This is a genomic window from Streptomyces gottesmaniae, assembly GCF_031845845.1.
Classification (GTDB): Bacteria; Actinomycetota; Actinomycetes; order Streptomycetales; family Streptomycetaceae; genus Streptomyces; species Streptomyces akebiae.
In genome coordinates, this window is sequence record NZ_JAVRFJ010000034.1 from 1 (window position 1) to 20,599 (window position 20,599).

Here is a 20,599-nt window from a genome sequence, read left to right on the forward strand (position 1 = left end):
CCCCCCCCCCCCCCCCCCCCCCCCCCCACGCCGGCCGAGATCGAGGATCTGGCCCACCACAACTGCATCGTGCTGCGGGAGAACGAGAGCGATTTCGCGCTCTGGCGCTTCGGGGACGCGGACCGTCCCCGGCATGTGCGGGTGCACGGCAGCCTGTCCAGCAATGACGGTGACGTGGTGACCGGCTGGGCCCTGGAGGGCCGTGGTGTCATCATGCGCTCGGAGTGGCACGTCAGGCCGCATCTCGACCGCGGCGAGCTCGTCCGGGTCCTGCCGCACCTGTCGACACCGGCCGCCGACATCTACGCCCTCCTGGAGGAGGACGGCCATGTCCCGCGACGTGTCAGCGCACTCATCGACTACCTCGCCGCGCGGCTCCCGCTACGGCTGGAGCAGCATGCCGAGGAGCAGTCCGCGGTCCTGCGGGGCGCCGGCTAGTGCCGCGGCAGGCGACGTTCGCGCGACGGGCGAGCGTCGACTGTCGGGCCACCGGTCCCCTGCTGGTGACCGGCGTGCCTGCATGGGGTCTCCTTCGTCGGCACCTTCACGGACAGCGGCTCGATTCCCGGCTCACCGTCCACGCACGTCCCTGGAGGCGACGCTGGAGGCCACGGACCGGGTCTCCAGGGTGAGCTGAGGTCAGTGACCCGTCCGCGAGCGCCACCGTCTCCGGGGACGGACGCACCGCGGTGACTCACGTCATCCTCACTACCGAGGAGGAGGACGACGTGCCGCCCGGCACGTCACGAGGAGGTCGTCGCGGGGAGGAGGAACTGCGGGAGTCCTCCATGATCGGGGAATCGATCCGCGCCCTGGCCGCACGTCTGGCCGCGGAGAAGTCGACCGCGGAAACAGAGACGGCGGATGCGCGCCGTCCTCGACAAGGCCGACCGCCTGCGCGGCCGGGCGGCCGGACTCGCTCCGGGCAGCGCCGAGGAGCGGAAGCTGATCGAGGAGATCCCGCAGGGCATGCGGCAGTTCCACGGCATGGTGGACCAGGCCGGCGGGAACGCGACACTGCTGCAGATGCTGGACATGGCCGTGGATGCGCGCTATCGACTCGTTTCTCGCACTGAGAGGCTCCGACGCGGTCGCCCTGTCCCGCGAACGCGGTAGCTGCCCTGGCAAAGAGCGACCGACTCGGACGAGCGCCAGCGCGACGGCGGCCCCCTCGAGGTCGCGGCGGAGGAACTGCGGGCCCTGCTCGCCCCGCACACCACGCAGACCCCCGTGCACCACCTCAGCCCGGCGCAACCCGGCCACCACCTGAAACCGTCAGGCCCGGCTGCGGGGCCCTTGTCCCGCCACGAAAGCAGAGCCCGCGAATCTCACCGCCGAACTGCCGCCCGGGCCCACCTCCCGACCGCCCGCTCCACGCCCAGGCATCGGACGTCACGACCGCCGTCGAGGCGGGCGGCAGCCTGATCGAGATCGTCCTCTGACAGCTCCAGGGCGAACTCGTCCAGCGTGAGCGCCAACGGGCCGACCGGGCCCCGCCGAAGCGATCAGGCGAGGGAGGAGAGACGCGGAAGCAGGTTCTCCGCGACCCCCGTGGCGAACTCGACCGGGTGGCGGTCGGGCGTCGCCAGGACCTCGGACACGCCCAGGGCGGCGTACTGCTCGATGTCCGCCAGGGTGCCGTCAACGTCTTGGAGGACCGGGCGGACCAGCAGCACGGTCTTCTCGATGCTGTCGTAGTCGCGCCCCTCGTCGTCGCAATGCGCGCGCAGGACGTCGAGCTTGTGCGACACCTCCGCCGGAGTGGAGCCGAACAGGTTGCAGGCGTCGGCGTAGCGGGCCACCAGCCGCAACGTCTTCTTCTCTCCGCCGCCGCCGATCATGATGGGCGGGTGGGGGCGGCTGAGCGGCTGCGGTACGCACAGCGTCTCCGCCAACTGATAGTGCTCACCCTCGAAGGGGCCGTTGTCGTCGCTCCACATCTGCAGGCAGACCCTGAGTGTCTCCTCCAGCCGCTCGAAGCGCTCGGCGACCGGCACCACCGGGACGCCGAGACCGAGTTGTTCCCGCTCGTACCATGAGGCGCCGATGCCGAGTCGGCTTCGCCCGCCGGAGAGCACATCCAGCGTGGTGATCGTCTTGGCCAGGATTCCCGGGTACCGGTACATCACGCCGGTGACGAGCATGCCGAGGGTCATCCGCTCCGTCACCGCGGCCAAGTACCCCAGGGTCGTGTAGCCCTCCAGCATGGGCTCCTCGGCGGGGGCCATGGCGTCCATCTGGAAGAAGTGGTCCATCACCGTGAACGACGCCACCCCGGCCTGCTCGGCCACGCGGGCGGTCTCCGCCAGCGTGGGAGCGATGAGCGTGGGGGCGTCGGGGGTCGAGTAGTTCCAGTAGTGCAGGCCGAACTTCATCAGGTCGTCCAGGTCCTTTTCGTGTCGTGCGCTGCGGCGCCGTGACACCGAGCCCTCCCCTCGCGGGAACGGCTCGGGCGGCACGGCGAACTGTAAGCGGAGAACACTCCGATTGACGGGAGCGTAACCGGAGAACTCTCCGGTCGTCCAGAAGCACTCTCGGCCGTGTCCATCCCGGGGACGACGACAACGGCGCCGGACGACAGCTTCACGCCGTCCGTGTCGACGCGTCCCGGCCGGCTCCGTAGCGGAGGCCGTCGAGGATCAGGTCGAGCATGCGGCCCGCCCTCTCGCGATGCACCGGGTCGTTGGCGACCAGGGACACGCCGCCGAGGCTGAAAGCCACGTCGAGCGGGTCGACGTCGGAGCGCAGGAGACCGACGCCGGCACCCGCTTGCAGCAGTGCGCCGATCGCGGCGCTGAGCCGGTCGAGGCTTTCGGCGAAGGGATCCGCCCCGGAGGCGACCACCGCGCGCAACGCCTCCGCCATGCCCTTCTTGGTGGCCAGGTAGTCGATGAACCGGTCCATCCACAGCCGCATCGCCCGGTCCGGCGGATGACCGGCCAGCAGTTCGGTGGCGCTGTCGCACACGCGGGCCAGTTCGCTGCGGTAGGCGGCCTCGATGAGCGCCTCGCGGGAGGGGAAGTGGCGGTAGAGCGTACCGGGACCGACACCGGCCGCCTTGGCGATCGCGTCCAGCGAGGCATCGGCACCCCGCTCGGAGAACGCCCGTGTGGCGACCTCGAGGATGCGTTGCCGGTTGCGGCGCGCGTCGGCCCGCAGCGGCCGCGGTGCACCGGTCACGCCTACTCCTTCTCCTGTCCGCGCAGGTCCTCCCTGGACACGCGGAGACCCTCATGCGGTTTCAGAAACCCGGAGCGATCTCCGCTTGCACCTTACAAGAGCGGATGCGCGACGACCTGCGGCCCTCGCCTCGCACAAGGCACGGGCCGCAGCCGCACGGTCGTCCGGCTCACGCCAGGGATATGACGACCGACTTGGTCTTCGTGTACTCCTGGAGTGCCTCCGGGCCGGATTCGCGCCCGTAGCCCGACTGCTTGACACCGCCGAAGGGCATGGAGGGGTCGAGCATGGCCCAGTCGTTGACCCAGACGATCCCGGCCTCCAGGCGGGCGGCGACACGGTGGGCGCGGGCCAGGTCGGCCGTGTGCAGACCGGCGGCCAGCCCGTACGCCGTGCTGTTCGCCAGGGCGACGGCCTCGTCCTCCGTGTCGAAGGACTGGACGGTCAGGACGGGGCCGAAGACCTCCTCCTGCACGGTTCGGGCGTCGTTGTCCAGGCCGGTGATGACCGTGGGCCTGTAGTAGTAGCCGCCGCCGAGTTCCAGCCGTTCGCCGCCGACGACGACCTGGCCGCCGTCCTTCCTGGCGAGTTCCACGTACCTCTCGACGTTCTCCAGGTGCCGTTCGCCGGCCATCGGGCCGACCACGGTGGCCGGGTCGAAGGGGTCGCCGACGGGCACGCCGGGCACGGCCTGCGTGAGAATGCCGACGACCGTGTCGTGCAGGGAGCTGTGGACGAGCAGCCGGGGGGCGCCCATGCAGAACTGCCCGGTGTTGTAGACGAATCCCTTGATGACCGCGCCGACCGCCTTCTCCATGTCGGCGTCCTCGAAGAGGATGTGCGGGGCGTTGCCGCCCAGTTCGACGGTGACGGGCTTGAGCTGTTGGCCCGCCGTGCCGGCCACGACGCGTCCGATTCTGGTCGAGCCCGTGAAGGCGATCTTGTCCACGGAGTGGTGGCGCAGCAGGGCCCCGCCGACGGCGGCGCCGCCGGTGACCACGTTCACCACACCGGCGGGCACACCGGCGTCGGTGAGGATGTCCGCCATCAGCAGCGCGCTGAGCGACGTGTCCTCGGCCGGTTTGTGCACGACGGTGTTTCCGGCCGCGAGCGCCGGGGCCAGCTTGGAGGAACTCAGGATCAGCGGGAAGTTGAACGGGGTGATCAGGCCGCACACGCCGACGGGATCCCGACGGGTGTAGGCGTGCGCGGGGATCGGGATCTGCCGGGTGACCCCGTCCAGGCTCTGTGCCAGCGCGGAGTAGTACTCGTAGGTCTCGGCCGCGGTCTCCACGTCCACCGCCCGGCAGAGCGTCACGGGTTTGCCGACGTCCAGGCTTTCGACGGCGGCGATCTCGTCGGCCCGCTCTCGGACCAGTTCGCCCACCCGGTGCAGCACGCGGGAGCGCTCGCGGGCCGGTGTGCGGGACCACGGTCCCTCGTCGAACGCCTCGCGGGCGGCGGCCACCGCGGCGTCGAGGTCGGCCTGGTCGGCCTCCGCGACCGTGGCGACGACCTTCCCGGTGGACGGGTCGACGACCTCACGCCGTCCCCCGGCTTCCGCCTCCCGCCACTCTCCGGCGATGAACAGCCTCCCCGGTTCGATGTGCGGCCGTTGCACGCTCATGATCCGCTCGCCTCCTCGGTGCGACCCGTGGCCGTCACCGTGCCGGCGCCGGTCGCGCCACTGCGACCGGCAGGTGGTCGGATGATGACCGCGCACCGGCCGCCGGACAACGAGGAAGGGGGCGCAGCGGAGGAAGTGGAGACAGATGACGTAGCCGGGTCCCGACATTCGGCCTTCGACGGCCCGTCATTCAGGAGCGGTCGTGCTTCGGAGGTCGGGACATTCGTCGCTGGCCCGAAAATCTTGAAACTTAAAGAATGTGTCCGTCCCGCTGTTCATCGAGGAAGGACATGCTCCATGGAACGCTCTCTCGCACGCAGGCAGGTACTCGGCGCGGGGGCCGCTCTGAGCGCCGTCGCGCTGCTCGGCGGCACGGCCCAGGCGGCCGACCGTGGCACCCGGACCTGGCCGACCAGGTTTCCACTGCCCGACGGCTGGGAGCCGGAGGGAATCGCGATCGGTTTCGCGCCGTACGCCTACTTCGGTTCGATCGCGGGCGGCGGGGTCTACCGGGTCGATCTGGCGACCGGTGAGGGCAAGATCGTCCACGCGGGACTGGGCCGCCAGACGATCGGGCTGAAGCTGGACGCGTGGGGTCGGCTGTTCCTGGCGGGTGGCAGCAGTGGCGAACTGCGCGTCGTCGACGCCCGCACCGGAGAGCTGCTCGCCTCCCACGCGGTCGGCGGGACCGGCGGCTTCGTCAACGATGTCGTGCTCACCGAGGACGCCGCCTGGTTCACCGAGTCCTTCGGCGCACGGCTCCACCGACTGCCGCTGGGGCGGCGAGGCCGTCTCGCCGAGCCCGAGACGATCGAGCTCGGCGGTGACTGGGTGCAGTCCGGCTTCACCGCCAACGGCATCGCCCGCACTCCCGACGGCAGCGGCCTGCTCGTCACCAACGCGGCCGTGGACGGCGGCTCACTGATGCGCGTCGACCCCCGCACCGGGGCGGCCAGGCAGGTCGACCTGGGTGCGACGACCCTGCCCGGCGGCGACGGGCTGGCGCTCGTCGGCCGCACTCTCTACGTGGTCCGGCCGACACCGAACCAGGTGGACGTCATCCGACTGAACCGCTCGGGAACGCGTGGCACCGCGATCGGGGTGATCAGGGACGACCGTTTCGACCTCCCCACCACCGCCGCCGTGTACCGGGGCCGTCTCTACCTGCCCAACTCACGCTTCAGCGCTCCGGTCCGGGACGCCGACACCCCGTACGACGCCGTCTGCGTACCGCTCGTCCCACGACCGGTCACCGGGTGATCGCGACCCGGCTGTGCCCCGGACGCCGACGCGTTCCGGGGCACAGCCGGGAGGAGGACGACAGGAGGCGGGGCTCAGCCGCCCGGGACCGTGACGGTGTGCGCCTCGGTGAAGGTGAGCAGGCCGTCCTGACCCATCTCGCGTCCGATGCCGCTCTGCCGGAATCCCCCGAAGGGGGCCCGGTCGTCACACACGACGGCGTTGGCGTGGTTGACCCATGTGGTGCCGGTGCGCAGCCGCTCCGCGACGGCGGAGGCACGGACCGGGTCGGCGCTCCAGACCGAGGAGCACAGCCCCGACCAGTCGTTGTTGACGTGGTCCACCACCGGGTCGAGGTCGTCGAACGGCAGGATCGGCAGGGCGGGGCCGAACTGCTCCTCGGTGACGATCCGCAGGCCCGGCTCGGGGTCGAGGACGAGCGCGGGGCGCAGGAAGTGGCCGCCGGAGGACGCGACACCCGCCTGCAGCGTGCCCAGTTCGCGGATCTCGGCCCCGGCGTCGGCCGCCTCGGCCAGCATGGCGAGCACTTTCCCGCGCTGGGCCGCGCTGTTGAGCGGGCCCATGGTCGAGGCGGGGTCGGAGCCCGGTCCCACACGGTGGGTGTCGAGGGAGGCGGACAGCTTGGCGACGAGTTCCTCGTAGCGCGACCGGTGGACGTACACCCGCTTGACCGCCATGCAGACCTGCCCGCTCGTCAGGAACGCGCCCTGGGCCAGGCGGCCGATGTGCTCCTCGGACAGGTCGGCGTCGTCCAGGACGATCGCGGGATCGTTGCCGCCGAGTTCCAGCGTCACCGAGGCCAGATTCCGCGCGGCGGCGGCCATGACGGTCCGGCCGGCGGCGGTGCTGCCGGTGAACACGATCTTCCGCACCCGTGGATCGGTGAGCACCGGGGCGACCGCGTCGTTGTCGCCGGTGACGACGTTCAGCACACCTGCCGGGAGTCCCGCGGCGAACCGCTCCAGGGTGTGCACCAACGCCAGCGGCACGGTCGGCGGAGGTTTGACGACGGCGGTGTTCCCGGCGAGCAGCGCGTACGGCAGGCTCGCTCCGAGGATCGCGATCGGCCAGTTGAACGGCACGATGACGGTGACCACGCCCATGGGCAGCTGGTGGATCCGTGAGTTCAGCGGCGGACCGTCGAGGTGCCGCACCCGGTCCAGGGTGTCGACCAGGTCGAGCGCCGCCCGCGTGCGTGCGACGAACACCCCCATCTCCACCTGGCTCTCGAACGAGATCTTGCCGTTCTCGCGGGTCATCAGGGCCGCGCGGTCGGCCGCGCTGTCGTCGAGCGGGCCGAGCGCCTGCTCGATGATCTCCGCGCGCCGCCGGGCGGGCATGCCGGCCCAGCCGGGGAAGGCGGCGTCGGCGGCGGCGACCGCCGCGCGGGCCTGCTCCTGTGTCGCAGCGGCGGCGTAGCCGACGATCCGGTCCGGGGCGGCGGGATCGTGTACGGCGGTGTGGCTGTCGGTCTCGACGGTCTTGCCGTCGATGAGCAGTCCGGTCCGCACCGTGGCGGCCGGCGGTTCCTCTGGTCTGGTACCAACCTCTTGGGACATGCGGCTCTCCTGGTGGTGATGTCTCTCCTGGCGGATGTTCCTGGCGGATGCTCCTGGCGGGTGAGGTCTCGTGGCGAGTGAGGTCTCGCCTGACGGTGGTGTGCGTGCGCGGCCGGACGGGGGACCCGCGCCCCGGCTGATAGGAACGGGCCGTCCGCCGGGCACGTGCCGACGCGGCACGGGCCCGTTTCGCGGTGCTGCTCCGGTCGGGGCGTACGGTCAGACGCCTTCGATGGCTTCGAGGTCGAGCGGGGTGGGCCGGAACTCCTGCAGCCGGTTCGCGTACGCGTCGGTGAAGAGCTCGCTCACCGCATCGGGGGTCCAGCCGCCCGGCCGGAGGTGTGTCGCGACCTCGGCGGGGTGCGTCCACAGGGCGATCCGGTCGCCTCCGGCGGCGACGGCCTGCCCGGTGACATGGCCCGACTCCTTCGACGCCAGGTAGACGATCAGCGGGGCGACATCGTCCGGTGAGCCCAGCCCCTGGCGGCGGGCTCCCTCGGGGATCGGCTCGCCCGCGTCCGCCTTCGCCACGAGGTCACCGACGCGGGGCATGGTCGCGACCATACGGGTCAGCGCGGTCGGCACGACGGCGTTGACGGTGACGTCGATCTTCCCGAGTTCGAGAGCCCATGTGCGGGTCATCGCGACGATCGCGCCCTTGGCGGCCGAATAGGCGGTCTGGCCGAAGCTGGCGCGCTGTCCCGCGGGAGACCCCACGAGGATGAGCCGGCCGCCGTCGCCCTGTTCGCGGAAGCGGGCCGCCGCGGCCCGGCCGCAGGTGAACGTTCCACGCAGATGGCTGGTGACGACGACGTCGAAGTCCTCGTCGGTGACGTTGCGCAGGGTCCTGTCCCGCAGCGCGCCGGCGTTGGTGATCATCACGTCGAGGCGGCCGAACTCGGTGACGGCACGCTCGACCAGGGCGTCGGCGAACTCGGAGCCGCCGACCGCGCCGACATGGGCGACGGCCGCGCCTCCCGCCGCGGTGATCGCGTCGACGGTTTCGTCGGCCACGTCGGCGTCGAGGTCGTTCACGACGACAGCGGCACCCGCTGCCGCCAGCGCACGGGCGTAGGACCGCCCGAGGCCGCGGCCCGCACCCGTGACGATGGCGACTCGGCCGTCGAGCATGTTGTCCTCCTGCTGAAAAGGGAGATCCGGTAGGGCGTTCCCCGAGCCTGACAGGCTCCAAGCCTCGAAGGATCTGCCCGATGACGGTTTCCGCCGCCGTCCTGTGTCCCGGCGGGACCGGGACACATGTCGCGCTCGGAGGCGTCGCTCACCGGGGCGGTTCTTCCGGTCGCGGCCGATGCGCACGGCTCGGCACTCGGCGACGCGCACGGCTCGGCGCTCAGCCGCGCGGCGGTACCAGTCCCTGCCCTACGGCGAACAGCGCCGCCTGGGTGCGTGACGTGAGACGGAGTTTGCGCAGCACGTTGCTCACGTGCGTACGGGCCGTGCGCTCGCTGATCACCAGCTCGTCGGCGATCTGCTGGTTGGACCGCCCCTCGGCGACGAGGACGAGGACATCGCGCTCGCGGCCGGTGAGCGCGGCGAGTCCGGTCGGCGGCGCCACGATCTTCTGGGTGAGCCCCCGGGCCACCGCGGGATCGAGGAAGACCTCTCCCCGTGCCGCCGCGCGGATCGCGGAGACCACCTCGCCGGCATCCGCGTCCTTGAGCAGATAGCCCGCGGCCCCCTGTGCGAGGGCGGTGTGGACGCGCTCCATCTCGCCGAAACTGGTGAGCACCACGACCCGTACCCCGGGGTGCTGCTCCTTGATCAGCCCGATCGCGGTGGAGCCGTCCATCCTGGGCATGAGCAGGTCGATCAGTACCACGTCCGGCAGCTCGCCATGGGCCGCCATCGCGTCCAGCCGGGCGAGCGCCTCCTGCCCGTCGGCCGCTTCCGCGGCGACCTCCATGTCGTCCAGGACTTCCAGGTAGGCGCGGATGCCACGGCGTACGACGGCGTGGTCGTCCACGATCAGCACCCTGGTCGGCCGGGGCTCCCCGCCGGTCAGAGCCGCACCGTCAGCGGGGCGTTCGCGGAGCTGTCCGGGCCCTCGGGGGACGAGTCCGGCACCTGTACGGGCAGGGGTATGACCACGCGCACGGTCGTACCCCTCGGCGCGCGCGATCTGATCCTCATGGTGCCGCCCCATCGTTCCGCCCTTTCCCGCATGGTCGTCAGTCCGTAGCCCTCCCCGTCTCCCTCCGCGCCGACGCCCCGGTCGCCGTCCGGGGGGACCGGCCGTCCGCCCGCGTCCCGCAGGCCGCGGCCGTTGTCGGAGACGCTCGCGGTGAGGGTGTGGCCGTGGACACCGAGGCGGACGGTGGCGAGGGTGGCCTCCGCGTGTTTGACCACGTTGTGGATGGCCTCCGCGATGATCCGGTAGGCGTCCTCGGCGAGTTCGGGGTCGATCGCGTCCAGTCCTCCTCCGAGCCGGAGCCGGAAGTCCAGACCGGTCCGGTTCTCGGTGCTCTTGACGAGCGTGTGCACCGTCTCCTCCAGACCGAGGTCGGCGGTGGAGGACGGGCGCAGTTCGTGCACCATGGCCCTCAGGTCGGCGAGCACGGTCCGCGAGAGCGTTCCGATCTCGTCCGCGAAGTGCTGGACGGCCTCGGCGGGCACCGGTACGCCGCGCGTCCCGAGTACTCCCACCGCGTTGGCCTGCATGCCGATGGAGAACACCTGCTGGACGATCGAGTCGTGCAGATCACGGGCCAGCCGCTGGCGTTCGTCCTGCCGGGCTCCGTCGCGTTCGCGCTGCAGCAGCGTGGCGTAGTCGACGGCGAGGGCGGCCTGTTCGGCCATGGCGGCGAGGAACTCCAGTGTGCGTGTGCCGACCTCCTGGCCGGGCGCGAAGTACGCGTTCAGCACGCCTTCGGCGCGGCCGCGCACCGTCAGCGGCACGCTGACGAAGGAGTCCCAGGCCAGCTCGCCGAGGTAGTCGTGCAGCGGTTCCCAGGCCGGGTCCGAGCGGATCTCCGCCCATCGGTGGGGGACGACGATCGGTTCGCGTGCCTTCAGGGTGTCGAGCATGACCAGCCGGGCGCCCCGGTCGCGGCACTCCAGCAGACGGTCGAGGAACGTGTCCGAGCGCCGTAGCCCGGCGGATCCCATCAGCCGCAGTTCCCGGCCCGTGCTGTCCAGGATCAGGATCTGCACGCCGGCCAGTCCGTCGGTCCGGACGATCTGCCGGGCGACGGCGTCGAGGGTCGAGCCCAGCGATCCCTCGGAGGCCAGGGAGACGGAGGTGCGGGCGATGGCCGCGACCCTGCGGTAGCGGTGCCCCTCGTCCGTCACGTCGCGGAACGACACGACCTTCAGGCTCGGGTCGGCCGGCAGGTTGCGGGCCCGGTAGGCGAACTCGCGGCGCGCCCCGGAGCCGGTCACCCAGTAGGCCACCTGCTCGTCCGACTGATCCTCCAGCAGCCCCGGGCAGGCGGTGGGTTTCGTCGTGAGAGCGAACGGAGCGGGGAGGCCGATCAGATCGGCCTCCCGACGCTCCCCGCACAGCGCGACGGCCGCGGGGTTCAGCTGGACGAAGCAGCCGGCGCAGTCCACCACCGCGAGGCCGTCCACGGTCGCCTCGGCCACGTCTTCCCACGCGACGAGCCGTGCAGCGGACATGGCCTATCTCCTCATCAGCTGCGTGCGACGGATCCCACGGGGGCGGGGGCGCAGGGACTGGTGGAAGGGACTGGTCGAGGGGACTGGTGGAGGCGTCGGGATACGGCCGACGGCAGCATCGTAGCCCGGCGCGCCGACGGCGGTACTACGTCATTTGACCTGTTCATCGCCTGTCGAAGCGGCGAGCGGGTTCGGTCATTGCTCGCGTTCCCCCTCCGGCGGCACCCGCCTAGCCTGGGCATCCACCTCGCCGGATTCCGCTCCTCTCCCCCGGACCGGATCCGGCGAGGTTCGCGGGGCGGGCACGGCCGCACGGCCGGTCCGGGCCCGCGCCGCCCTGGTGTCCGATCCCCGAGGACGAGGAGGTCTGAGGAATGGACGTGTCCATCGGCACGATCTGGGAGGCGGTCGCCCGCGCCCTGCCCGATGCCGTCGCCATCTCCGAGCCCGGTCGCGAGCTGACCTACCGGGAGTTCGACGAGCGTGCGTCACGGCTGGCAGCCGCGCTGGAGGTCGCCGGGGTGCGGGCCGGCGACACGGTGGCCTGCTACCTGTACAACGGCGCCGCGTACCTGGAGACGGTCTTCGCGGCGTTCAAACTGGGCGCCGTGCCGGCGAACGCCAACTACCGGTACACCGGCGAGGAGTTGTCCGAGCTGCTCACGGACGCGGACGCGGCGGCGCTCGTCTTCAGTGGCGCCCTGGCGGACCGGGTCACGCACGCCGCCGGACACGTACGGACGTTGAAGCTGCTCGTGAGGGCGGGAGATCCGCCCGCCGAAGGCCCGGCCGGGCCCACGGTGCCCGAGCTGGAAGAGCTGCTCGCGACGCACGCGCCCCGCGCGGCCCGGCCCCGGCCCGGCTCGGACCGGCTCTTCATGTACACCGGCGGCACCACGGGCAAGCCGAAGGGCGTGATGTGGCAGCTCAGCGATCTGCTCCACTCCATCCCGATCCTCCGGCAGGCCGGCGTCACCGAACTGCCGAAGACGCTCGACGAAGCCGCGGCGACCGCGGTCGCCGCCCGCCACGAAGGCAGAGCGCCCACCACCATGCCGGTGGTTCCTCTGATGCACGCCACCGGTCTGTTCAACACCATGGGCACCCTGCTGGTGGGCGGCCGGGCGGTCATGGCACGGCAGGGCGGACTGGATCCGGCCCATGTCTGGCAGACGCTCGCCGAGCGCGAGATCGACACCCTGCTCGTCGCGGGCAACGCCGTCTGCCGACCGCTCGTCGACGAACTGGTGCGCGCCGAAGGCACCGGCACACCGTACGACCTGCGTTCCCTGCGCACGGTCCTCAGCTCCGGTACCGCGCTCGACGACCGGCTGAAGAAGGCGCTGCACGAACGCGCCGACGTCACGGTCGTCGACGCCATCGCCTCCAGCGAGGGCGGCCCCTTCGCCCTGGCGGTCACCTCGTCGGTACGGGAGCTGCCTGCCCGGTTCCGTCCGGTGCCCGCGACCAGGGTGATCGGCGAGGGTGACCGGTTCGTCGAGCCCGGCAGCGGGGAGACCGGGATCCTCGCCTACGGCGGGCCCATGCCGCTCGGCTACTACAAGGACACCGGGAAGAGCGCCCGGACGTTCCGCACCATCGACGGGGTGCGGTACGCCATCCCCGGCGATCTCGCCCAGATCGAGGCCGACGGCGCGATCAGGTTCCTCGGGCGCGGCTCGGGGGTGATCAACACCGGCGGGGAGAAGGTGCACCCGCAGGAAGTGGAGGACGTGCTGCTGACGCACCCCGAGGTGAAGGACTGCGTCGTCGTCGGTGTACCCGACGAGACCTGGGGCGAGCGGGTGGCGGCTGTCGTCGCGGTCGGACCGGCGGCCACCGTCACCGGCGAGGAACTGCGCGACTGGGTGCGTCGCAGCCTCGCCGGATACAAGGTCCCGCGCTCCGTCGTGCTGACGGACGTGCTGCCCCGCACGCCGACGGGCAAGCTCGAAGTCGCCTGGGCCAGGAGGACGGCCCAGAAGGCCGGTTCGGCGGGAGTCTGACGGCCGTTGCGGGACGAGGGTCCGGCCCAGGGCCGGCATCACCCATTACGTCCGACCGGCCGCCGCCCCCGGGCCGTCGGCGGTGATCCCCTCGGTGGGCCGAACCCTCCTGCCGGACCCGCTTCTGTCAGGTCTGCGGGCCCGCGACTCGGCGGTCCGCCACCGGCACACGAGGTCGCCGACATCCCGGCCCACGCCGACCGTCCCGCCTGCAGGCCGGCCCGCCGATCCGTCCGGTCATCCCGGTCCGCCACGGGCCATCTCGGTCCGCCCGGTCCCGTCCGACCCAAGGAGCCCCCATGACCCCCGCAACGTCCCGACCCTCCGACGGCGCCGCGCCGTCCCAGACCACGGGGACGCCGGCATGACCGCGGCCGCGCACATCTGGGTGCCCTTCCGCGGCACCTCCCTGTTCGTCGAGTTCACGCGGGCACCGGACGCCCCGGACCACGCCGCCGGTCACCGGCGGCTGCTGGCCGACGCCGTCCCGTCGGACGGTGTCACGTGGGACGACCGTTACGGCGAGCCCCTGTGGCGGGTCGACGCGGAGCATCTGCACACCGTGGTGGAAGCCCTGTGGAGCACGGACCACCCGCTGCACATCCACCTCGACCAGGCCCCGCCCGGCACGGCCGAGAGCCCGGCGAGCGCGACGAATGACGTAGTCGGGTCGTGACCTTCCTCCGGCCGGGTCCGGTCATTAGCGCGATGACCTGCGCATTCCCCACCACTAGCGTCGGAGGTGCCACCGCGCCACCGACCGTGCCGAGGAGATGACACATATGACGAGCCCGTCGACCGCCGCCCTGGCCGCGCTCCCGCTCGGGAAGGCCGCGGCCACGTCCACCCCGGCGCCAGGCGACACCGAGTACGACGGCACGGTCACCGTGCTGTCCCGCAAGCCGGCGGCGGACGGCGTCGCGTCCCTGGTGCTCGCACCGCGCGACGGCGTACCGCTGCCGCGCTGGCAGCCGGGCGCACACATCGACGTCGTCCTCCCCACGGGCACCGTCCGCCAGTACTCGCTGTGCGGTCCGACGGCCGTCACCGACTGCTGGCGCGTCGCGGTGCTGCGGGAGCCCGACGGACGCGGCGGATCGCAGTGGATCCACGACGAGGTCCGCGAGGGGAGCGAGCTGCGGATACGCGGCCCGCGCAACAACTTCCCCCTCCGGCAGGCCTCGCGGTACCTGTTCGTCGCCGGTGGCATCGGCATCACCCCGCTGCTGCCGATGATCGCCGAGGCCGACGCGGCCGGCGCCGACTGGTCCCTGCTCTACGGGGGTCGGAGCCGGGCGTCGATGGCGTTCCTGTCCGAGCTGACGGGCTACGGCGAGCGCGTGACCGTACGGCCGCAGGACGAGTACGGCCTGCTCGACCTCGCCGGCCACCTCGGTGAGCCCGATCCCGCCGCCCTGGTGTACTGCTGCGGCCCGGCCGGGCTGATCGACGCGGTCGAGGCCCACTGCGCCACCTGGCCCCCGGGCTCGCTCCACGTGGAGCGGTTCGCCGCGACGCCGGGGCAGCTCCCGGGTGACGGCGAGGGCGACGAGCCGTTCGAGGTGGAGCTGCGCTCGTCCGGGGTGACGCTCACCGTGCGGCCGGGACAGTCGGTGCTCGGGGCCGTGACAGCGGCGGGCGCACCGGTCATGTCCTCCTGCGAGGAGGGCATTTGCGGCTCCTGCGAGACCGCCGTCCTGGCGGGCGAGATCGACCACCGGGACTCCCTGCTCACCGAGGACGAGCGGGCCGCCGGCGACACCATGCTGATCTGCGTCTCCCGCGCCCGCGGCGGCCGCCTCGTCCTGGACCTCTGACTCCTGGGTCCCTGGCTCCTGAACCTCTGACTCCTGGGCGGCCTGTGACTCCTGGGCCTCGACCCGCCGCCCGAAGAAGACTTCGAAGAGAAAGGCGTTGCCCTGATGCTCTCCACACACGTGCGCAACGGCTGGTACCTGGGAGCCTGGTCCGACGAGATCGGCCGGACGCTCACCCGCCGCTGGATCACGGACATCCCGGTCTGCTTCTACCGGCTGCCCGACGGCAGTGCGACCGCCGTCGAGGACCGCTGCCCCCACCGCAAGTACCCGCTGTCCCTGGGCCACTTGGACGACGAGGGCACCCTCCAGTGCGACTACCACGGTTACCGCTTCGACGGGCAGGGCGTGTGCGTCGGCGTCGCCGAGCAGGCCGACCGGCCCAAGGCCGCCCTGCGCCGCTTCCCCCTGGTCGAGAAGGACGGCGCCATCTGGATCTGGCCCGGCGAGGCCGGCCTGGCCGACGCGAGCCTGCTGCCCGACACCTCGTGGCTGACCGACCCGCACTGGACCCACGTACACGGCGTCGTACCGCTGAAGGCGCGGCACCTGCTGCTGGTGGAGAACCTGCTCGACCTGACGCACGAGACCTTCCTGCACCCGACGAGCATCGGCAACGCGGCCGTCGCCGCCACCCCGATCGACGTCACCGTGGAGGGCGACCGGGTCGGCTTCAGCCGTCGCATGATCGGCATCGAGGCCCCGCCGTTCTACGAGAAGTCCTGCGGACTGACCTCACCGGTGGACCGCTGGCAGGACGGCGAGTTCCACCCGCCCGGCATCTTCGTCCTCCACATCCGCGTCGCGGCCACCGGCACCGAGGAACCGGAAGGCTTCCACATGAAGGTGCTGTACGGCATGACGCCCGCGCACGGCAACGAGACCCACGACTTCTACGCCCTGGCCCGCGACTACCTCATCGACGACGAGGACCTCACCGAGTTCCAGCACAAGCAGCAGCTCGCGGTGATGCAGGAGGACGTCGACGCCCTGGAGGCCCAGGAGTTGATGTACGCCACGGACCCGGGCGGCACCGCCGAGTCCAGCATCCGCTCCGATCTGGCCGCCCTGCGCGGACGCCGGGCGCTGGCGAAGATGCTGGCCCGCGAACAGCGAGGGAACGTTCCGGTATGAGCGTCTTCGTCCTCCTGCACGGGGCCTGGCACGGCGGATGGGTGTGGCAGCGCGTGGCCCCGAGACTGCGCGCCGCCGGGCACGAGGTGCACGCCCCCACCCTCACCGGGGTGAGCGACCGCGCCCACCTGCTCGGCCCCCACGTGGGCCTGGCGACGCACATCCAGGACGTCGTGGCCCTGATCGAGGCCCACGACCTGCGGGACGTCGTGCTCGTCGGGCACAGCTACGCCGGTCAGGTCGTCACCGGGGTCGCGGACCGCGTCCCGGAACGGCTGTCCAGGCGCCTCTACCTCGACGCCTTCGTCGGTGACGACGGGGACGCGGCGATCGACCTGCTGCCCGCCACCGTCGCCGGCCACTACCGGGAGTCCGTGGCCGGGCCCGGCTTCGGCTGGCTCATCCCGGTGCGCTCACTGAGCGTTCTGGGGGTGGAGGAACAGTCGGACCTGGACTGGCTCGGGCCCCGGCTGTCCCCGCACCCGTGGCTGACCTACACCGAGCCGTTGAGGCTGACCGGCAAGGCCGACCAGGTGCCCGGTGTCTTCGTCGAATGCACCGACTGGATGCGGGTGTTCACCCCGCACGCCGAGCGCGCCGCCGCCCGGGGCTGGCCGGTCCACGAGATCGCCACCGGTCACGAGGCCATGGTCACCTCCCCCGGTGAACTGGCGGACGTGTTGCTGGATCTGGCCTGAAGCCCGAAGCCCCGCAGCCCCGAAGCCCCGAAGCCCCGAAGCCCCGAAGCCCCGAAAGGCAGGACACCGCATGGAATTTCTCGTCCGCACCGAGAACACCCTGCCCCCCGACACCCCCGACCACGTCCGGGAGAGCCTGCGCAAGGGCGAGCGCGCACGGGCACAGGAACTCCGCGAGGCCGGGATCCTCAAACGGCTGTGGCGGGTCCCGGGCCGCAACGCGACCATCGGTCTGTACGAGGCGGCCGACCCGGCGGAACTGCACGACGCACTGGTGTCCCTGCCGATGTGGACGTGGATGGACATCACCGTGGAGGCCCTGGCCACCCATCCGCAGGAGAAGGCACCGTGACCACGCGGAGCGCTCGGGTCGCGGTGGTCACGGGCGCGGCGGGCGGACTGGGCGCGCCCATCGTGCGCCGGCTGGCCGCCGACGGGTGCACCGTCGCCGCCCTGGACATCACCGAACCCAACGACACGGCAGGGTTCGACGACGGGGCGGGGATCACCGGCGTACGGGCCTGGCGTTGTGACGTCAGTGACCCGGCCGCCACGCGCCGTACCGTCGAGGAGATCGCGGAGACCTACGGCGGCGTGGACGTCCTGGTCAACAACGCGGGCCTGCTGTCCGGCCGGAGCGGCCTGCTGGAGGCCACCCCGCAGGAACTGCACCGCTTCTTCGCCGTCAACGCCGTCGGCCCGCTGCTCATGGTGCAGGCGTGCGTGCCGTGGCTGGTCAAGAGCGCACACCGGGGTCGGGTGATCAATGTCGCCTCCCGCACCTTCTTCACCGGCTCACCGGGCCAACTCGCCTACGTCGCCAGCAAGGGCGCGCTGATCGGCATGACGCGGGTGATGGCGCGAGAACTGGGCGAGCACGGGATCACCGTCAACGCGGTGGCCCCCGCCCAGGTCGCCACCCCCGGCACCAGGGCCCACTCCGGCGACGAGGTCTTCGCCGCGACCATGCGGCAGCAGGCGATCCGGGAGTACGTCACCCCGGAGCACTTCGCGGGGCTCGTCTCCTATCTGGCCTCGCCGGACGCGGCCATGGTCACCGGTCAGACGCTCGTCTGCGACGGCGGTGGACTGCTGCGCTGACCGGCCGCCCGAAAACGACAGCGGAAGGGGAGGGAGAGGAGGGGCCATGTCGACCGGCACACCCCACATCACGGGTACCTACGTCTTCGACACCGCCGACAACCGTCGAGGGCGGGCACTGAACCGGCTCTGCGGCTCGCTGAAGGACGCCGACCACCGCGTGAGATTCAGCGCGGACGAGGCGGCGTACTGCGAGGCGTACGGACTCACGGCCGAGCAGCGGGAGGCGGTCCTGGGCCGGGACTGGACGCGGATGCTGGAGCTGGGCGGCTCCATCTTCTACGTCTTCAAACTCGCGGTGCTGGACCAGAAGTCCATGCAGTACCTCGGGGGCGTGTTCACCGGCATGACCACCGAGGAGTTCGCTCAGGCACTGGAAGCGGGAGGGCGGAGCTTTGGCTGAGGTGACATGGGGTCTGGCGACCTCGCACGTGCCGTCGATCGGCGCGGCGATGGACCGCGGGAAGACCGAGGACCCGTACTGGAAACCGCTGTTCGACGGGTACGCGCCGGCCCGGGAGTGGATGGCCCGGCACACGCCGGACGTGGCCGTGGTCGTCTACAACGACCACGCCAACGCCGTCGACCTGTCCGTCACACCGACCTTCGCGATCGGCGCGGCGGCCTCGTACGAGGTGGCGGACGAAGGATGGGGCAGCCGCCCGGTCCCGACCGTCGTCGGCGCCCCGGAGCTCTCCGACCACCTCATCGAAAGCCTGGTCGACTCCTCCTTCGACATCACGGTGTTCCAGGACCTCGCCGTGGACCACGGTCTGACCGTGCCGCTGTCGGTGTACTGCCCCGACCCCGGGGAGAGCTGGCCGTGCGCTGTCGTCCCCGTCCTGGTCAACGTCATCCAGTACCCGCAGCCCACGGCGGCACGGTGCCTGGCCCTGGGAAAGGCCCTCGGCGAGGCGATCCGCTCCTTCCCCGAGGACCTCAAGGTCGCTGTTTTCGGCACCGGCGGCATGTCCCACCAACTCGCGGGCGCCCGCGCCGGGTTGATCAACCAGGACTTCGACCGGATGTACCTCGACGCCATCGAGCACGATCCGGAGAAGCTGGCAGCGCTGACCCGGGAGGACTACATCCGCGAGGCCGGTTCGGAGGGCATCGAGCTCATCATGTGGCTGATCATGCGCGGCGCCCTCGGGCCACGAATCCGCCGCGTGCACGATGCCTACCACGTGCCCGCCTCCAACACGGCCGCCGGGATGGTGCTGTTCGAGAATCTGGGCACCGTCCCGTCGGAACGCTCGGCCACTGCCTGAGGCCACGGCCGGAGAGTCGTCACCCTGCGGCAGCAGCGCGCGGACTTCGGCGCGAGGGCCTGCCTCCCCCTCAGGGCCCTAACCGTCGAGGTGGCGTGCGAGGACCCGGTCCATCCGGAGCGACCACGCCTTGCGGAGACGCCGGTTGGGGGCCCTGACATCCACGGAATAGGACTCGCCCTCGTACGTCCGCACGGTCACTCTGAGGACACGGCCGAGGCCCGTGACGGTCGTGGTCACCGCGCCGATCTCCTCCCATGGGAACTCGATCTCGGTGGTGTCGGCCTGGAGCAGGACACCCTCCTCGTCCACCACGACGCGGCTGCGGTCGGCGGCGGCGGTGAAGGACCGCGGCGAGTCGGTCGTCCTCGTCCCGAAGGTGTCGTCGTCCCTGCGACGGGCATGGGTCGCCGAAGGGCGGCTGAGGGGCTTCCCCGCGTCCGACGGGTCGCCCGGCGGCAGGTACGGCGTGGATGTGTGGACCGGGGGCCCGCCCTGTGGTCCGGGCGTGGTGAGGAGGTCCAGAAGGGCGCTCGGGGTGGGGCGGTCCGCCGGGTTCTTGGCCAGGCAGGACGCCGCCACGGGCCGCAGCGCGAGGGGCAGCGGCGTGAGGTCGGCTTCCTCGTGGACCGAGCGGTACATGAGGGCCATCGGAGTGCCGTCGCCGAACGGCCGGCCACCCGCGGCCACGACGAGGACCGCGCCGAGGGCGAAGATGTCGGCGGCTCCGGTGACGTCCGCGCCGACGGCCTGCTCGGGGGCGAGGAAGCCCGGCGTCCCGAAGGCGTGGCCGGTGGCGGTCAGCCGGGTGTCCTCGATGGCCCGCGCGATACCGAAGTCGAGAACGCGGGGGCCGTCGGCGGCCATGACGATGTTGCCCGGCTTCAGGTCGCGGTGGACGAGACCGCACGCGTGGATGGCCTGCAGAGCCTCCGCGAGTGCGGCCCCGAGCTGCCGCACCGTTCCCTCCTCCATGGGCCCGTCGGTCGCCAACCGGGCCGCGAGGGTGGGTCCGGGAACGTACGCGGTCGCCAGCCAGGGCGGCGCGCCGTCCGGGTCGGCGTCCACGACCGGCGCCGTATGGAAGCCGCCGACCCGGCGCGCCGCTTCGATCTCCACACGGAAACGGGCCCGGAAGGCGGGATCGACGGCCAGCTCGGGGCGTGCCACCTTCACGGCGACAGCACGTCCGCCCCGCGACCGGGCGAGATACACGGTCCCCATCCCGCCGGAGCCGAGTTCACGCTCGACCACATACGGCCCGATCCGCATGGCGGTCACGGCCCCTCCCCCCTGCCACCCGGCTGCGA

General features: G+C 71.7%; 20 protein-coding genes. 12 read left to right on the forward strand and 8 right to left on the reverse strand.

All coding sequences use genetic code 11. The annotated features are described in order from the left end of the window. Positions 1-39: 39 nt before the first annotated feature. Together RM704_RS31715 and RM704_RS31720 are read left to right on the forward strand one after the other, a co-directional pair. Entirely contained in the window at positions 40-438 is a 399-nt protein-coding gene (locus RM704_RS31715) for a LysR substrate-binding domain-containing protein (protein ID WP_311591614.1), read from the forward strand. Between the two features lie 426 nt (positions 439-864). After that, complete coding sequence (locus RM704_RS31720) at positions 865-1,116, forward strand: hypothetical protein (protein WP_033530926.1); 252 nt, start codon at positions 865-867, stop codon at positions 1,114-1,116. A gap of 389 nt (positions 1,117-1,505) precedes the next feature. Here the strand turns inward: RM704_RS31720 and RM704_RS31725 are convergent, their stop codons facing one another. The 3 genes from RM704_RS31725 to RM704_RS31735 all read right to left on the reverse strand — a co-directional run bounded on the left by RM704_RS31725 (position 1,506) and on the right by RM704_RS31735 (position 4,807). After that, the gene (locus tag RM704_RS31725; RefSeq protein WP_033530925.1) at positions 1,506-2,375 is read right to left on the reverse strand and encodes an LLM class F420-dependent oxidoreductase; all 870 of its coding nucleotides are present in this window, start codon (positions 2,373-2,375) and stop codon (positions 1,506-1,508) included. Positions 2,376-2,583: 208 nt separating this feature from the next. Then, on the reverse strand, positions 2,584-3,180 hold the full coding sequence (locus tag RM704_RS31730) for a TetR/AcrR family transcriptional regulator (protein ID WP_033530924.1): 597 nt from the start codon (positions 3,178-3,180) through the stop codon (positions 2,584-2,586). Positions 3,181-3,349: 169 nt separating this feature from the next. Beyond that, a complete protein-coding gene (locus RM704_RS31735) occupies positions 3,350-4,807 on the reverse strand; it encodes an aldehyde dehydrogenase family protein (protein WP_033531100.1) in 1,458 nt (485 codons plus the stop codon). Between the two features lie 297 nt (positions 4,808-5,104). On the opposite strand from RM704_RS31735, the gene RM704_RS31740 reads away from it, so the two are divergent. Continuing rightward, on the forward strand, positions 5,105-6,067 hold the full coding sequence (locus RM704_RS31740) for an NHL repeat-containing protein (protein WP_033530923.1): 963 nt from the start codon (positions 5,105-5,107) through the stop codon (positions 6,065-6,067). 74 nt (positions 6,068-6,141) lie between these two features. Here RM704_RS31740 and RM704_RS31745 read toward each other — a convergent pair whose 3' ends face one another. From RM704_RS31745 to RM704_RS31760, 4 genes are all read right to left on the reverse strand, one after another. Continuing rightward, a complete protein-coding gene (locus tag RM704_RS31745) occupies positions 6,142-7,626 on the reverse strand; it encodes an aldehyde dehydrogenase family protein (RefSeq protein WP_033530922.1) in 1,485 nt (494 codons plus the stop codon). 219 nt (positions 7,627-7,845) lie between these two features. Further along, positions 7,846-8,757 carry an SDR family NAD(P)-dependent oxidoreductase gene (locus RM704_RS31750; RefSeq protein ID WP_033530921.1) on the reverse strand — a complete coding sequence of 304 codons (912 nt, stop codon included), beginning with the start codon at positions 8,755-8,757 and terminating at the stop codon, positions 7,846-7,848. A 220-nt stretch (positions 8,758-8,977) separates the two neighbouring features. Further along, positions 8,978-9,619 carry a response regulator gene (locus tag RM704_RS31755; RefSeq protein ID WP_078937390.1) on the reverse strand — a complete coding sequence of 214 codons (642 nt, stop codon included), beginning with the start codon at positions 9,617-9,619 and terminating at the stop codon, positions 8,978-8,980. Between the two features lie 26 nt (positions 9,620-9,645). After that, positions 9,646-11,262 (reverse strand): sensor histidine kinase, encoded by a 1,617-nt coding sequence (locus RM704_RS31760; RefSeq protein ID WP_033530920.1) that lies wholly within the window; start codon positions 11,260-11,262, stop codon positions 9,646-9,648. A gap of 374 nt (positions 11,263-11,636) precedes the next feature. Here RM704_RS31760 and RM704_RS31765 point away from each other — a divergent pair, with 374 nt between their 5' ends. From RM704_RS31765 to RM704_RS31805, 9 genes are all read left to right on the forward strand, one after another. After that, on the forward strand, positions 11,637-13,268 hold the full coding sequence (locus tag RM704_RS31765; protein ID WP_033530919.1) for an AMP-binding protein: 1,632 nt from the start codon (positions 11,637-11,639) through the stop codon (positions 13,266-13,268). Positions 13,269-13,632: 364 nt separating this feature from the next. Further along, positions 13,633-13,944: a hypothetical protein gene (locus tag RM704_RS31770; protein WP_311591542.1), complete on the forward strand. Its 312-nt coding sequence runs from the start codon at positions 13,633-13,635 to the stop codon at positions 13,942-13,944. Positions 13,945-14,050: 106 nt separating this feature from the next. Continuing rightward, positions 14,051-15,085 carry a PDR/VanB family oxidoreductase gene (locus RM704_RS31775; protein ID WP_033530918.1) on the forward strand — a complete coding sequence of 345 codons (1,035 nt, stop codon included), beginning with the start codon at positions 14,051-14,053 and terminating at the stop codon, positions 15,083-15,085. A gap of 105 nt (positions 15,086-15,190) precedes the next feature. Continuing rightward, the gene (locus RM704_RS31780) at positions 15,191-16,219 is read left to right on the forward strand and encodes a Rieske 2Fe-2S domain-containing protein (protein WP_033530917.1); all 1,029 of its coding nucleotides are present in this window, start codon (positions 15,191-15,193) and stop codon (positions 16,217-16,219) included. Then, complete coding sequence (locus RM704_RS31785; protein ID WP_033530916.1) at positions 16,216-16,917, forward strand: alpha/beta hydrolase; 702 nt, start codon at positions 16,216-16,218, stop codon at positions 16,915-16,917. Before RM704_RS31780 ends, RM704_RS31785 begins: the two co-directional genes overlap by 4 nt. 70 nt (positions 16,918-16,987) lie before the next feature. After that, positions 16,988-17,269: a muconolactone Delta-isomerase family protein gene (locus RM704_RS31790; RefSeq protein ID WP_033530915.1), complete on the forward strand. Its 282-nt coding sequence runs from the start codon at positions 16,988-16,990 to the stop codon at positions 17,267-17,269. Next, positions 17,266-18,018 carry an SDR family NAD(P)-dependent oxidoreductase gene (locus RM704_RS31795; protein ID WP_033530914.1) on the forward strand — a complete coding sequence of 251 codons (753 nt, stop codon included), beginning with the start codon at positions 17,266-17,268 and terminating at the stop codon, positions 18,016-18,018. The genes RM704_RS31790 and RM704_RS31795 overlap by 4 nt, the downstream gene beginning before the upstream one ends. 46 nt (positions 18,019-18,064) lie before the next feature. Beyond that, positions 18,065-18,421: a protocatechuate 3,4-dioxygenase gene (locus tag RM704_RS31800; RefSeq protein ID WP_033530913.1), complete on the forward strand. Its 357-nt coding sequence runs from the start codon at positions 18,065-18,067 to the stop codon at positions 18,419-18,421. 1 nt (position 18,422) lies between these two features. Further along, positions 18,423-19,289, forward strand: a complete 867-nt coding sequence (locus RM704_RS31805) for a class III extradiol dioxygenase subunit beta (protein WP_202808160.1) — start codon at positions 18,423-18,425, stop codon at positions 19,287-19,289. 78 nt (positions 19,290-19,367) lie between these two features. On the opposite strand, the gene RM704_RS31810 is transcribed toward RM704_RS31805, so the two are convergent. Beyond that, positions 19,368-20,561, reverse strand: coding sequence for a serine/threonine-protein kinase (locus tag RM704_RS31810; RefSeq protein ID WP_033531098.1), 1,194 nt, complete (start codon positions 20,559-20,561; stop codon positions 19,368-19,370). Between the last annotated feature and the right edge of the window lie 38 nt (positions 20,562-20,599).

What these genes read in the sequence shown, in the direction of transcription:
- RM704_RS31810 (WP_033531098.1), bottom strand. Translation starts at nt 20,561, where the DNA reads ATGCGGATCGGGCCGTATGTGGTCGAGCGTGAACTCGGCTCCGGCGGG.
- RM704_RS31800 (WP_033530913.1), top strand. Translation starts at nt 18,065, where the DNA reads ATGTCGACCGGCACACCCCACATCACGGGTACCTACGTCTTCGACACC.
- RM704_RS31770 (WP_311591542.1), top strand. Translation starts at nt 13,633, where the DNA reads ATGACCGCGGCCGCGCACATCTGGGTGCCCTTCCGCGGCACCTCCCTG.
- RM704_RS31765 (WP_033530919.1), top strand. Translation starts at nt 11,637, where the DNA reads ATGGACGTGTCCATCGGCACGATCTGGGAGGCGGTCGCCCGCGCCCTG.
- RM704_RS31720 (WP_033530926.1), top strand. Translation starts at nt 865, where the DNA reads ATGCGCGCCGTCCTCGACAAGGCCGACCGCCTGCGCGGCCGGGCGGCC.
- RM704_RS31790 (WP_033530915.1), top strand. Translation starts at nt 16,988, where the DNA reads ATGGAATTTCTCGTCCGCACCGAGAACACCCTGCCCCCCGACACCCCC.
- RM704_RS31740 (WP_033530923.1), top strand. Translation starts at nt 5,105, where the DNA reads ATGGAACGCTCTCTCGCACGCAGGCAGGTACTCGGCGCGGGGGCCGCT.
- RM704_RS31725 (WP_033530925.1), bottom strand. Translation starts at nt 2,375, where the DNA reads ATGAAGTTCGGCCTGCACTACTGGAACTACTCGACCCCCGACGCCCCC.
- RM704_RS31745 (WP_033530922.1), bottom strand. Translation starts at nt 7,626, where the DNA reads ATGTCCCAAGAGGTTGGTACCAGACCAGAGGAACCGCCGGCCGCCACG.
- RM704_RS31735 (WP_033531100.1), bottom strand. Translation starts at nt 4,807, where the DNA reads ATGAGCGTGCAACGGCCGCACATCGAACCGGGGAGGCTGTTCATCGCC.
- RM704_RS31780 (WP_033530917.1), top strand. Translation starts at nt 15,191, where the DNA reads ATGCTCTCCACACACGTGCGCAACGGCTGGTACCTGGGAGCCTGGTCC.
- RM704_RS31785 (WP_033530916.1), top strand. Translation starts at nt 16,216, where the DNA reads ATGAGCGTCTTCGTCCTCCTGCACGGGGCCTGGCACGGCGGATGGGTG.
- RM704_RS31775 (WP_033530918.1), top strand. Translation starts at nt 14,051, where the DNA reads ATGACGAGCCCGTCGACCGCCGCCCTGGCCGCGCTCCCGCTCGGGAAG.
- RM704_RS31750 (WP_033530921.1), bottom strand. Translation starts at nt 8,757, where the DNA reads ATGCTCGACGGCCGAGTCGCCATCGTCACGGGTGCGGGCCGCGGCCTC.
- RM704_RS31760 (WP_033530920.1), bottom strand. Translation starts at nt 11,262, where the DNA reads ATGTCCGCTGCACGGCTCGTCGCGTGGGAAGACGTGGCCGAGGCGACC.